13 protein-coding genes are annotated in these 12,029 nt (G+C 49.9%); 9 read left to right on the top strand and 4 right to left on the bottom strand.

Annotation, left to right across the window (positions count from 1 at the left end):
• Positions 1-400: 400 nt before the first annotated feature.
• From metK to ruvX, 7 genes are all read left to right on the top strand, one after another.
• Positions 401-1,558: a methionine adenosyltransferase gene (gene metK, locus GOU96_RS09165; protein ID WP_000985183.1), complete on the top strand. Its 1,158-nt coding sequence runs from the start codon at positions 401-403 to the stop codon at positions 1,556-1,558.
• 121 nt (positions 1,559-1,679) lie between these two features.
• Complete coding sequence (locus tag GOU96_RS09160) at positions 1,680-2,168, top strand: SprT family zinc-dependent metalloprotease (RefSeq protein WP_267782719.1); 489 nt, start codon at positions 1,680-1,682, stop codon at positions 2,166-2,168.
• Positions 2,169-2,296: 128 nt separating this feature from the next.
• Complete coding sequence (gene xds / locus GOU96_RS09155) at positions 2,297-2,992, top strand: extracellular deoxyribonuclease Dns (protein ID WP_000972594.1); 696 nt, start codon at positions 2,297-2,299, stop codon at positions 2,990-2,992.
• Between the two features lie 138 nt (positions 2,993-3,130).
• Positions 3,131-3,862: a 16S rRNA (uracil(1498)-N(3))-methyltransferase gene (gene rsmE, locus GOU96_RS09150; protein WP_001222500.1), complete on the top strand. Its 732-nt coding sequence runs from the start codon at positions 3,131-3,133 to the stop codon at positions 3,860-3,862.
• Between the two features lie 13 nt (positions 3,863-3,875).
• Positions 3,876-4,832, top strand: coding sequence for a glutathione synthase (gshB, locus tag GOU96_RS09145; protein ID WP_000593313.1), 957 nt, complete (start codon positions 3,876-3,878; stop codon positions 4,830-4,832).
• A 35-nt stretch (positions 4,833-4,867) separates the two neighbouring features.
• Complete coding sequence (locus GOU96_RS09140) at positions 4,868-5,431, top strand: YqgE/AlgH family protein (protein WP_001054771.1); 564 nt, start codon at positions 4,868-4,870, stop codon at positions 5,429-5,431.
• 66 nt (positions 5,432-5,497) lie between these two features.
• The gene (ruvX, locus tag GOU96_RS09135; protein WP_000091869.1) at positions 5,498-5,920 is read left to right on the top strand and encodes a Holliday junction resolvase RuvX; all 423 of its coding nucleotides are present in this window, start codon (positions 5,498-5,500) and stop codon (positions 5,918-5,920) included.
• A 37-nt stretch (positions 5,921-5,957) separates the two neighbouring features.
• Here the strand turns inward: ruvX and tyrS are convergent, their stop codons facing one another.
• From tyrS to GOU96_RS09115, 4 genes are all read right to left on the bottom strand, one after another.
• Entirely contained in the window at positions 5,958-7,238 is a 1,281-nt protein-coding gene (gene tyrS / locus GOU96_RS09130; protein ID WP_267782721.1) for a tyrosine--tRNA ligase, read from the bottom strand.
• Positions 7,239-7,346: 108 nt separating this feature from the next.
• Positions 7,347-8,144: a helix-turn-helix transcriptional regulator gene (locus tag GOU96_RS09125; RefSeq protein WP_267782723.1), complete on the bottom strand. Its 798-nt coding sequence runs from the start codon at positions 8,142-8,144 to the stop codon at positions 7,347-7,349.
• A gap of 117 nt (positions 8,145-8,261) precedes the next feature.
• Positions 8,262-9,368, bottom strand: coding sequence for a PilT/PilU family type 4a pilus ATPase (locus GOU96_RS09120; RefSeq protein WP_267782725.1), 1,107 nt, complete (start codon positions 9,366-9,368; stop codon positions 8,262-8,264).
• A gap of 14 nt (positions 9,369-9,382) precedes the next feature.
• Positions 9,383-10,420, bottom strand: a complete 1,038-nt coding sequence (locus GOU96_RS09115; protein ID WP_000350195.1) for a type IV pilus twitching motility protein PilT — start codon at positions 10,418-10,420, stop codon at positions 9,383-9,385.
• Positions 10,421-10,445: 25 nt separating this feature from the next.
• Here GOU96_RS09115 and GOU96_RS09110 point away from each other — a divergent pair, with 25 nt between their 5' ends.
• Entirely contained in the window at positions 10,446-11,156 is a 711-nt protein-coding gene (locus tag GOU96_RS09110; protein ID WP_001256647.1) for a YggS family pyridoxal phosphate-dependent enzyme, read from the top strand.
• 52 nt (positions 11,157-11,208) lie between these two features.
• Positions 11,209-12,027, top strand: a complete 819-nt coding sequence (gene proC / locus GOU96_RS09105) for a pyrroline-5-carboxylate reductase (RefSeq protein WP_053034663.1) — start codon at positions 11,209-11,211, stop codon at positions 12,025-12,027.
• Positions 12,028-12,029: the final 2 nt, after the last annotated feature.

Below are 12,029 nucleotides of genomic sequence, written 5' to 3'. Positions count from 1 at the left end.
ACGGATAGCATTGGCAAGTTGTTTGCGAGAAGACATGTCGACTCCTAAATGGGAAGTAAGCGAAATGAATGGATGCGGAAAATCAGTGGCGGCTATTGTCGCAAAGCCCCCCTGCTGCTGCAAACGATTTACTGGTGCTTTGCTCCGATTTTGTCACACTTTTTAGCACATTCTCGCTTTGTAGTGGCAAAGCTGACTTTTTTAAGCAAACGTTTGGTTATGCGCTAAATAGAAAAAGAGCTTGTAATTTGAGCGCCCGACACTAGAATAGCCGTCTAGATGTAGAAACGCCTACAAAATGTACTAAATTGATCGATAACGTCATTATCTCTAAGCGACTCAAACCATAGGTCGGAAAGAACTGAGACGTTAGCGAATAACCACAAATATTGGAGCTATCATGGCGATTAAGCACCTGTTTACTTCAGAATCGGTATCAGAAGGCCATCCAGATAAAATTGCAGACCAGATCTCTGATGCAGTGTTGGACGCGATTTTTGAGCAAGATCCTAAAGCTCGCGTTGCTTGCGAAACTTACGTAAAAACTGGCATGGTGATGGTGGGCGGTGAAATCACGACTTCCGCTTGGGTTGATATCGAAGAGATTACTCGTCAAACCGTTCGTGAAATTGGTTACGTGCACTCAGACATGGGCTTTGATGCCAACTCTTGTGCGGTACTGAACACCATAGGTAAGCAATCGCCAGACATCAACCAAGGTGTTGATAAAGCCGATCCTAAAGAGCAAGGCGCGGGCGACCAAGGCATCATGTTTGGTTATGCGACCAACGAAACTGAAGTGCTGATGCCAGCACCGATCACCTACGCGCATCGTCTGATGCAGCGCCAAGCTGAAGTTCGTAAAAATGGCACACTGCCATGGCTGCGTCCTGATGCGAAATCTCAGGTGACCTTCCAGTATGACCAAGGCAAGATCGTAGGTATTGATGCTGTAGTTCTCTCGACTCAACACAGTGATTCAATCTCTACCGCAGATCTGCGTGAAGCCGTGATGGAAGAGATCATCAAGCCAGTTCTGCCAGCAGAATGGTTGAGCAAAGAGACCAAATACTTCATCAACCCAACCGGTCGTTTCGTGATTGGTGGCCCAATGGGTGACTGTGGTCTGACCGGTCGTAAGATCATCGTTGATACCTACGGCGGCGCAGCGCGTCACGGTGGTGGTGCATTCTCTGGTAAGGATCCATCCAAGGTTGACCGTTCAGCGGCTTACGCAGCACGTTATGTTGCGAAAAACATCGTTGCGGCGGGTATGGCTGATCGTTGTGAAATCCAACTCTCTTATGCTATCGGTGTTGCTGATCCAACGTCGATCATGGTGGAAACTTTCGGTACTGAAAAAGTATCTCAAGAGATCATCATCGAAGCCGTTCGTCAGTTTTTCGACCTGCGTCCATACGGTCTGCAAGAGATGCTGAACCTGCTGCAACCTATCTACAAGAAAACGGCAGCTTACGGTCACTTCGGCCGCGAAGAGTTCCCTTGGGAAGCCACCGACAAAGCCGCGCTGCTGCGTGACTTCGCAGGTCTAAAATAAGCATTATTTCAACTCATCGCTGACAAACGGCGAGGATTGCAATACAGTTCAAGGCCCTTTCTCATGAAAGGGCCTTTTTTATGAGTTCGATGACAGAGTTTTTAGAGGTAGACATTCGCTAATGGTTCGTTTTGATCTGCACTGCCAAGCTGAGCAGAAAATCAAACAGTGTATCGCTACCGCCAGCGAGGCTTTGCAGCGCCCCTTTAAACTGCCCAAACTCAATTACCGTTTACGTGGACGCGCCGCCGGTAAAGCCTATTTACAGCTGTGGGAAATCCGCCTTAATCCCGTGCTGTTTGCCGAAAACGTCGATGACTTCCTCCAGCAAGTGATCCCACACGAAATCGCCCATCTGGTTACGTATCAGCTTTATGGCCGAGTACGTCCACACGGTGCCCAATGGCAACAAGTGATGATCCAAGTCTTTAAGCTTGAGCCGAAAACCACTCACACCTTTTCTGTCGCTTCAGTACAGGGCAAAACCTTCCACTACCGCTGTGCGTGTCGTGAATACCCGCTCACCATTCGTCGCCACAATAAAGTGCTGCGTGGTGAAGCTACCTATCGCTGCCAAAGCTGCCAACAAAACTTGATCTACCAAGCCTAACCTTTGATTGGCTGAAGCCACTTCTATAGGCTTTGCCTTGCTCTCGCCAAAAAACTGACAAAAGCATCAACGACAAAGGCAATTTATGAGTGTTAAACTGATAAAAAACCTACTTATCTACGTCTTTTATGATGATTTTTCGTTTCGTTACCACGCTTGCTGCTAGCTTACCTCTGCTCACCTTTGCCGCCCCCATCTCTTTTAGTCATGCCAAAAATGAAGCGGTGAAGATTTATCGTGATCATCCGGTCTCTTTTTACTGCGGCTGCGAGATTCGCTGGCAAGGCAAAAAAGGCATCCCGGATCTGGAGAGTTGCGGCTATCAAGTGCGTAAAAATGAGAATCGTGCTTCGCGGATTGAATGGGAACATGTGGTGCCGGCTTGGCAATTTGGTCATCAGTTGCAATGCTGGCAACAAGGTGGCCGTAAAAACTGCACTCGTACTAGCCCTGAGTTCAATCAGATGGAGGCCGATCTGCACAACCTCACTCCGGCGATTGGTGAAGTGAATGGCGATCGCTCCAACTTCAGTTTTAGTCAGTGGAATGGCGTCGATGGCGTCACCTACGGCCAGTGCGAAATGCAAGTAAACTTCAAAGAGCGCACTGCCATGCCGCCAGAGCGTGCTCGCGGGGCGATTGCGCGTACATATCTGTACATGAGTGAGCAGTACGGTTTGCGCCTTTCCAAAGCGCAAAACCAATTAATGCAGGCGTGGAACAATCAGTATCCGGTCAGCGAATGGGAATGTGTGCGTGACCAAAAGATCGAAAAAGTGCAAGGCAACTCGAACCGCTTTGTGCGTGAACAATGCCCGAACTGAGGGGCAGAATCTCACCCTGCCCCCTTGTATTTTGCCCAACTTGCATCCATGTTAGAGGCCAGATATCCCTCTTCCAACTGAAGTTACCGCTTTACGTTGGAAGACGGTAACCTCGTTTAATGATTAGGAATTATCCGCATGCGCATCCCTCGAATTTATCATCCAGAACCGATCCACCAGCTTGGCACCGTAGCCCTGAGTGAAGATGCCGCAGGGCATATCGGTCGCGTATTGCGTATGCAAGCTGGGCAAGAAGTGCTGCTGTTTGATGGTTTGGGGGCTGAATTCCCAGCCGTGATCAGTGAAGTTGGCAAAAAACAGGTATTGGTCAATATCACTGAGCGCGTAGAAAACAGCATTGAATCGCCGCTCGATCTGCATCTTGGGCAGGTGATTTCACGCGGCGATAAGATGGAGTTCACCATCCAAAAATCGGTGGAATTGGGCGTCACTACCATCACCCCTCTGCTTTCTGAGCGTTGTGGCGTGAAGCTGGATGAAAAACGCTTCGAGAAGAAGATCCAGCAGTGGCAGAAAATTGCGATCAGCGCTTGTGAGCAGTGTGGCCGTAATACCGTGCCAGAAATCCGCCCGATTATGGATCTCGAAGCTTGGTGCGCAGAGCCCACCGAGGCACTGAAACTCAATTTGCACCCACGCGCTAAATACTCGATCAACACCTTACCCACCCCAGTGAGCAAAGTTCGTTTGCTGATTGGTCCTGAAGGTGGTCTGTCAGCGGAAGAAATTGATATGACTCGCCGTTACCAGTTTGAAGAAACCTTGTTAGGCCCACGCGTACTGCGCACAGAAACGGCAGCTCTAACAGCGATAACTGCACTACAAGTTCGTTTCGGCGATCTTGGCTAAATGGAGATAAACCATGATTAAACTCGGTATTGTGATGGATCCCATCGCTTCCATTAACATCAAAAAAGATTCCAGCTTTGCCATGATGCTTGAAGCGCAGCGTCGCGGTTATGAAATCCATTATATGGAGATGAATGATCTACACTTAGAGCAAGGTGTAGCACTGGCCGACACCAAGGTCGTCGAGCTGAAAGAAGATCCGAGCGGTTGGTATCAATTCAAATCCGAGCAAACCATCGCACTTTCTGAATTGGATGCGATTTTAATGCGTAAGGATCCGCCGTTCGACACCGAATACATCTATGCAACCTACATTTTGGAGCGCGCGGAAGATGAAGGCGTGTTAGTGGTGAACAAACCACAAAGCCTGCGCGACTGTAATGAAAAACTGTTCACCGCTTGGTTCCCTGAGCTTACGCCGATCACTATGGTGACGCGCAAAGCCGAGAAGATTAAAGCCTTCCGTGAACAGCACGGGGATGTGATCCTAAAACCCCTCGACGGTATGGGCGGTGCTTCGATTTTCCGCGTTAAAGAGGGCGATCCAAACCTCTCAGTGATCATCGAAACCTTAACCAACCACGGCCAGAATTACTGCATGGCGCAGACCTTTGTGCCAGATATCAGCAACGGTGATAAACGCATTTTGGTAGTCGATGGTGAACCTATGCCTTACTGCTTGGCGCGAATTCCCGCCAAAGGGGAAACCCGCGGCAACTTAGCAGCTGGCGGTCGTGGTGAGCCGCGCCCACTGAGTGAAACCGATAAGAAAATTGCCCTCGCGGTCGCACCGACTCTCAAAGAGAAAGGGCTGCTGTTTGTAGGCTTAGATGTCATTGGCGATAAACTGACCGAAATTAACGTCACCAGCCCAACCTGCATTCGAGAGATTGAAGCTGCGTACGATATTTCAATCACAGGCAAGCTGATGGATGCCATTGAGCGTCGCTTAAAAGCGACGGCGATGTGAGCAACCATAGCAGTGACATAGAGGTTGGACACAGTATGAATCTTACCAATCATTTTCTGGTTGCCATGCCAAGCATGAAGGATCCTTACTTCAAGCGCAGCGTGATTTATATTTGCGAGCACAACCAAGATGGTGCGATGGGGTTAATGATCAATGCGCCGATCGACATTACGGTCGGCGGCATGCTCAAGCAGGTCGATATTGAGCCCGCTTACCCACAATCGCACCAAGAGAGTTTGAAAAAGCCGGTGTTTAATGGTGGTCCGGTGTCGGAAGATCGTGGGTTTATTCTGCATCGTCCGCGCGATCACTACGAATCGAGCATGAAGATGACCGATGACATCGCCGTCACCACCTCGAAGGATATTCTCACTGTACTGGGTACCGAGGCGGAGCCTGAAGGCTACATTGTCGCGCTGGGCTATTCGGGTTGGTCTGCTGGCCAGTTAGAGGTGGAACTCACCGAAAACTCGTGGCTAACCATAGAAGCGGATCCTGAGCTGATTTTTAACACGCCCGTGCATGAGAAATGGCAAAAGGCTATTCAAAAACTCGGCATCTCCCCTGCGCAGCTTTCCAGCGACGCCGGACACGCCTAACCATATCCAAGGCTGCGATCACGCAGCCTCATTTTTACTGTCATTTTTTATTAAAAGAGAAATCGCATGTCACGTACCGTTATGGCCTTTGATTACGGCACCAAAAGCATTGGCAGTGCAATCGGTCAAGAGATCACGGGCACGGCGTCTCCGCTGAAAGCGTTTAAAGCCAATGATGGCATCCCCAATTGGGATGAAATTGAAAAACAGATCAAAGAGTGGCAACCCAATTTATTGATTGTTGGCCTGCCTACCGATCTGCACGGCAAAGATCTGGACACCATCACCCCGCGCGCAAAGAAATTCGCTCAGCGTTTACATGGCCGTTTTGGTTTGCCCGTAGAACTGCATGATGAGCGTCTTTCCACCACCGAAGCGCGCGCAGAACTCTTCGCCATGGGCGGTTACAAAGCACTGAGCAAAGGCAATGTGGACTGCCAATCGGCGGTGATCATTCTAGAGAGTTGGTTTGAAAGTCAGTGGGGCTAACCCCACTGCTTTTCTTGTCCGAGTAGAATCGCTGTGATTACTCAGCCAAACCTTCCAATTTGATCAAAGCAAACTGCTTCTTACCGCGTTGCAACACATAGTAGCGATCAAACAGAGCAAAGCCGGATAACCCACCCTCTTGCTGTACTCGCTCACCATTGACGCGAATCGCCCCATTCTCCAGCCACTCGCGCGCTTGGCGCTTAGAACTGGCTAAACCTGAGCTGAGCAGCAAATCGAGTAAGGAATCGGTGCGTGATGCCACCACACAAGGCAAACCATCCAACTCTAACTGAGCCAACTCACTCAAGCTGAGATAGCTGACATCCCCGCTAAACAGCGCTTGAGTAATCCGCTGCGCTGCAGCGAGTCCCTCTTCACCATGCACAAAACGGGTCACGTGCTCTGCCAAAATCTGCTGCGCTTGTGGCTTGCCTGCACGTAACGCATCGGCTTGACGGATTTCCTCAATCTCAGCGGTACTCAAAAAGGTGTAATACGCCAAGAAACGGTACACATCCGCATCATCACTGTTTAACCAAAACTGGTAGAAACGATACGGCGAGGTTTTGCTGCTCTCAAGCCACACGGCACCACTTTCAGTTTTACCAAATTTAGTGCCATCGGATTTGGTAATGAGCGGCAGAGTTAAACCACACACCTCAACCCCATTCAGGCGACGGGTCAAATCAATTCCGCTGACAATATTGCCCCACTGATCATTGCCACCAATTTGCAGTGTGCAGCCAAACTCACGATTGAGATGCGCAAAGTCATAAGATTGCAGTAAAGAGTAACTGAACTCAGTAAAAGAGATGCCTTGATCCGGACGCGCCAAACGCTGCTTTACCGATTCACGATTGATCATGGCATTGACGGAAAAGTGCTTGCCCACATCGCGGAAAAAATCGATCAGATTGATCTTGCCGATCCAATCGGCATTATTGACGGTCATCAGCGATGCGCAGTTTTCGCTCTGCGAGGCCATCAATTGCGTGATTTGCTGGCTTAAATCACTCACCCATTGCTGCACGGTTTGCGCACTATTGAGCACCCGCTCGTTGGCTTTGAAGCTTGGATCGCCAATCATGCCAGTGGCACCACCGATAAGTGCAATCGCTTGGTGTCCGGCGTTTTGAAAACGCTTAAGCATCAGCAGTGGCACCAAATGGCCGATGTGCAAACTGCCTGCAGTGGGGTCAAAACCGCAATACAGCACTTGCGATGTGGCAAAGCGCTCAACCAGCGCCTCCAGAGGTGTGCTTTGCGCGATCAAACCGCGCTGCTGTAAATCATCAAACAGTTGCTGTGAATTCATTCTGCCTCCTAAAAGTCTTGGCAAGCAGAGTAACCAACTTTAAACATAGGGAGCGATGTCCCTAAAGGGACAATCTTGGTGATTGATGACCGAAGGAAGAGAGACAGCCTAATCCGCGGCTGCGCCAATCAGATGATTGAGAAACAGCTGAAACAGCTCGCTTAACGAGCTGACATGCAGCTGCGCATAGATGCGTTTACGATGATTTTTGACTGTGCCGTGGCTGATGGCCAGTGCCTCGGCAATCTCTTGTGAGTCTAAACCTTGGATGAGCAGTGCAGTGATCTCCTGCTCACGCGGGCTTAAACGCTGCGCGCCAAAACTCTGGATCGCCTGTTCAACCCAAGTCCGTAACTCTTGGCTTGGCTGCGCACTTTCCGCTAACCGCAGTGGCTGCTGCTGCCAATGCTGCTGACACAAGGCTTGCAACACAGTAAACCGCTGTTGCAACGCGGCTATCTGTTCACGAGGAAAAGAGCGCGGCTTAAAGCAGCCGAGATACAACACAATCGCACGCTCGCCATCAAGATTGACCACCAAACTCACTTCATCTTGCCAACCGGTTTGCGCATAAAACTGGTGTTGATAGGCTTTTTGCTGTGGATTGAGCGGCATTAAATCGGAAAGATGAAACACCCCTGAGCGCGTGTTGTGCTGCAAAGCGCTATAGAAAGGATCATCAAGATAAGCATGAGTCAGATAACGCTGAAACAGCAGCTCACGCTGGGTCGAGAGCGAGTCATACAGATAAATCGGATGTTTGTTGGGACGATAGCCCAAGATCACCGCGCAATCAAAATCGGCAATACAGCGTAGCACTGCGACAAGATGCGACGTAAATTGCGGCGTCTTTAACGCCGCAATCGCGTCACCTAATGCGAGATACTCTTGAGTCGTGATCGGCATGCGCACTCCACCTATTCAGCCGAGAAAGTGGCAGTATGCCCAATCCAGACTCGAAGCTCTATCCCAAATTCGCTTGAGTTGCAGGGCGTAAAAGCAAAGCGCACAAAGTAACCATCGCTACTCCATATCAATCTTCACATTCTGCAAAGAGCCGCTGCCGTAGTCATCACCACGCTTGGTTTTGAGCATCAAACGCAGATCGTTGGCTGAATCGGCACTGTGCAGGGCATCTTGCTCACTGATTTTGTCATCCACCACAAGCTGGTATAAGGCTTGATCGAAAGTTTGCATCCCCACTTCCTGCGAACGAGCCATGGTCGCTTTCAGCTCATGCAGTTCACCGCGGCGAATTAAATCCGCGATACGCGGGCTATTGAGCAACACTTCAAACACCCCGTGTCGACCTTTGCCATTTTTATCGCGCAATAATTGCTGGGCAATCACGCCTTTGAGGTTGAGTGACAAATCGAGCAAAAACTGCTCACGCTGCTCTTTCGGCACTAAATGCAAAATCCGCTCTAACGCTTGGTTAGCATTGTTAGCGTGCAGCGTGGCCATACACAAATGCCCCGTTTCCGCGAAAGTCATCGCGTATTCCATGGTTTCTCGGCTGCGAATTTCACCAATCAAAATCATATCCGGTGCTTGGCGCAGCGAGTTTTTCAGCGCCACTTCATAACTTTCGGTATCAAGCCCGACTTCTCGCTGCGTCACGATACAGCGCTTGTGTTCATGCACAAACTCAATGGGATCTTCGACCGTCAAAATATGCCCGGTGCGATGCTGATTACGATAGCCAGTCATGGCTGCCATAGTGGTCGATTTACCCGAACCGGTTGCGCCGACCACCAACACTAAACCGCGTTTGGCAATCGCCAAATTTTGCAGCACTTCAGGCAATTTCAGCTCTTCAAAGGTGGGAATGCGCGTTTCAATCCGGCGGATCACCGCCCCCGGCAATTCACGTTGGAAAAATGCACTGACCCGAAAACGGCCACTGTCACGAACCACAGCAAAGTTCGCTTCGCGCGTCTGCTTAAATTCTGCTTGCCTTGCGTCATCCATCATCGCATTCAACAAGGTGGTGACATCTGCCACGCTGAGCTCTTCACCTTGCGCACGCAATTCACCATCGACTCGATATAAAATCGGTGCACCCACCGTAATGTACAGATCCGATGCTTTATGAGTCAGCATGCCATCCAGATATTGATTCAACTCCATCTGTCTTTACCTACCTAAAATGCTTTTAAATCCAACTCGATTTTGCTCTGTACTTCTTGCGCATCCACCACACCACGAGCGATCAGCTGTTTGGCGTTTTGCTCCATGGTTTGCATGCCGTGTGCGGCACCGGTTTGGATGATCGAATACATCTGCGCCACTTTATCTTCACGGATCAAGTTCCGGATCGCTGGCGTTGCCAGCATGATTTCATGACACGCAACACGGCCACCCCCGACGCGTTTTAGGAGTTTTTGCGCAATAACCGCACGCAGCGATTCCGACAGCATGGAACGCACCATGTCTTTGTCGCTGCCCGGAAAAACATCAATAATCCGGTCAATGGTTTTCGCCGCCGAGCTGGTGTGCAGTGTACCAAACACCAAGTGACCCGTTTCTGCCGCGGTAAGCGCCAAGCTAATCGTTTCTTGGTCACGCAGCTCACCAACCAAAATCACATCTGGGTCTTCACGCAATGCCGAGCGCAATGCATTTTTAAAACTGTGGGTATCACGGTGCACTTCGCGTTGGTTGATCAAACACTTATTGTTGCTGTGCACAAATTCAATCGGATCTTCAATAGTCAAAATATGCTTATTGTGATGGGCATTGACATAGTTCACCATCGCCGCCAAGGTCGTCGACTTACCCGACCCCGTTGGCCCAGTCACTAAAACTAACCCTTTTTCATAATTGGCAATTTTGCTGAAGATCTCAGGAGCATCCAGTTGCTCTAACGTCGGGATGACAGTGGGAATGGTACGAAACACCGCCGAGCATCCGCGCGCTTGATGAAACGCGTTAACCCGGAAACGGCCAACATTAGGCAGTTCAAAAGAAAAATCGACTTCTAATTTCTCTTCATATTCACTGCGCTGGGCATCATTCATGATCTCAAAAATCAAGCGATGTACATCAGAATGGGTAAAAGCAGGCACGCCAAGCTTCCTAACTTCGCCATCAATCCGTACCATAGGCGGAACACCTGCGGAAAGATGTAGATCTGAGGCGTTATGTTTTACACTAAATTCCAGTAACTCAGCGATATCCATTTAAATTCCTTAATAAAGTCTGGCTATGCGTAGTATTCAACAAAACATTGAACATATCACTGCACAGATTGAGAGCGCACAACAAAAGTGTGGACGCGCTCGAAGCAGTGTGCAACTTCTCGCGGTAAGTAAAACTAAACCCGTCGAGGCAATTCTTGAGGCGACTCAAGCAGGTCAACGCTACTTTGGTGAGAATTATGTGCAGGAAGGCGTGGATAAAATCCGCTATTTTGCCGAACATCACCCGCAGTTAGCACTGGAGTGGCACTTTATCGGTCCACTACAGTCGAATAAAACGCGCTTAGTGGCAGAGCATTTTGACTGGGTTCACACCATTGATCGCGAGAAAATTGCCTTGCGCCTCAGTGAACAGCGTCCTGTGGATATGCCACCGCTGCAAGTGCTGATTCAGGTCAACACCAGCGGTGAGGCCTCAAAATCAGGCATCGAACCGCAGCAATTATTTACATTAGCTGAATTGATTTCTCGTCTGCCAAACCTCACCTTAAGAGGGCTGATGTCAATTCCTGAGAACGTGCCGGATTACCCTGCGCAACTGGCGGCATTTTCCCAATTAGCCGAATTGCAGCAACAACTGGCTCAGAAATACCCACAGATTGACACCTTATCCATGGGTATGAGTGGCGATATGCAAGCAGCGATTGAAGCAGGCAGCACGATAGTGCGTATTGGTACCGCGATTTTCGGCGAGCGCGATTACAGCCGCAACGCTTAACGTTTGGGATGCTCGTTGCAACGAGTGCCCCTTTTAGATTTGAGAGTATCGAATGGAACAGAGAAGCATCGCCTTTATTGGCGCAGGTAACATGGCACGCGCCATCATTGCGGGATTGATTGCCAGTGGTTACGCCGCCGATAAGATCATTGCAACCGCCCCTTCACTCACGCGCCGCGAGCCTCTTGAAGCGCAATACGGTATTCGCACCACCAGCGATAACCTTGCTGCGGCGCAACAAGCGGATGTGGTGGTGTTAGCGGTCAAACCGCAGCTGATGGCTGAGGTGTGTAAACCGCTGCAAGCGGTCGATTTCTCTGGAAAGTTAGTTATCTCGATTGCGGCGGGTGTCTCAGTCAAAAGACTCAATGAGATGCTGGCCACCCAGCTCAATTTAGTGCGTGTGATGCCCAATACGCCATCACTGGTAAACCTTGGCATGAGCGGTTTGTACGCCCCTGATTCGGTGAGCGAAGCGGATAAAGCCTTTACCACACAACTGATGCAAAGCGTGGGCGAAGTGTGCTGGGTAGAAAACGAATCCGGCATCAACAGCGTGATTGCCGCCGCAGGGAGTGCTCCTGCTTATTTTTTCTTGTTTATGCAAGCCATGCAGCAAGAGGCGATGGCGCAAGGCTTTGATGAAGCCACCGCCCGTTTGTTAGTACAACAATCGGCTCTCGGTGCGGCCGCCATGGTCAAAGCCAACCCAGAACTCTCACTGGCCACTTTGCGTGAACAAGTGACGTCAAAAGGCGGCACCACGGCGCAAGCGATCCAGACGTTTAACGATCACCAACTCAGCGACATCGTTGCCAAAGCGATGCAAGCGGCGGTAACACGCGCGCAAGAGATGGAACAACTGTTTTAATG

The sequence above is a fragment of the Vibrio sp. R-1 genome (assembly GCF_035615595.1).
GTDB lineage: Bacteria > Pseudomonadota > Gammaproteobacteria > Enterobacterales > Vibrionaceae > Vibrio > Vibrio cholerae.
This window is presented reverse-complemented; position numbering and strand designations above follow the sequence as displayed.

Bases quoted from the DNA above. Each gene is read 5' to 3' on its own strand.
- metK (WP_000985183.1), top strand. From the start codon at position 401: ATGGCGATTAAGCACCTGTTTACTTCAGAATCGGTATCAGAAGGCCAT.
- GOU96_RS09160 (WP_267782719.1), top strand. From the start codon at position 1,680: ATGGTTCGTTTTGATCTGCACTGCCAAGCTGAGCAGAAAATCAAACAG.
- xds (WP_000972594.1), top strand. From the start codon at position 2,297: ATGATGATTTTTCGTTTCGTTACCACGCTTGCTGCTAGCTTACCTCTG.
- rsmE (WP_001222500.1), top strand. From the start codon at position 3,131: ATGCGCATCCCTCGAATTTATCATCCAGAACCGATCCACCAGCTTGGC.
- gshB (WP_000593313.1), top strand. From the start codon at position 3,876: ATGATTAAACTCGGTATTGTGATGGATCCCATCGCTTCCATTAACATC.
- GOU96_RS09140 (WP_001054771.1), top strand. From the start codon at position 4,868: ATGAATCTTACCAATCATTTTCTGGTTGCCATGCCAAGCATGAAGGAT.
- ruvX (WP_000091869.1), top strand. From the start codon at position 5,498: ATGTCACGTACCGTTATGGCCTTTGATTACGGCACCAAAAGCATTGGC.
- tyrS (WP_267782721.1), bottom strand. From the start codon at position 7,238: ATGAATTCACAGCAACTGTTTGATGATTTACAGCAGCGCGGTTTGATC.
- GOU96_RS09125 (WP_267782723.1), bottom strand. From the start codon at position 8,144: ATGCCGATCACGACTCAAGAGTATCTCGCATTAGGTGACGCGATTGCG.
- GOU96_RS09120 (WP_267782725.1), bottom strand. From the start codon at position 9,368: ATGGAGTTGAATCAATATCTGGATGGCATGCTGACTCATAAAGCATCG.
- GOU96_RS09115 (WP_000350195.1), bottom strand. From the start codon at position 10,420: ATGGATATCGCTGAGTTACTGGAATTTAGTGTAAAACATAACGCCTCA.
- GOU96_RS09110 (WP_001256647.1), top strand. From the start codon at position 10,446: ATGCGTAGTATTCAACAAAACATTGAACATATCACTGCACAGATTGAG.
- proC (WP_053034663.1), top strand. From the start codon at position 11,209: ATGGAACAGAGAAGCATCGCCTTTATTGGCGCAGGTAACATGGCACGC.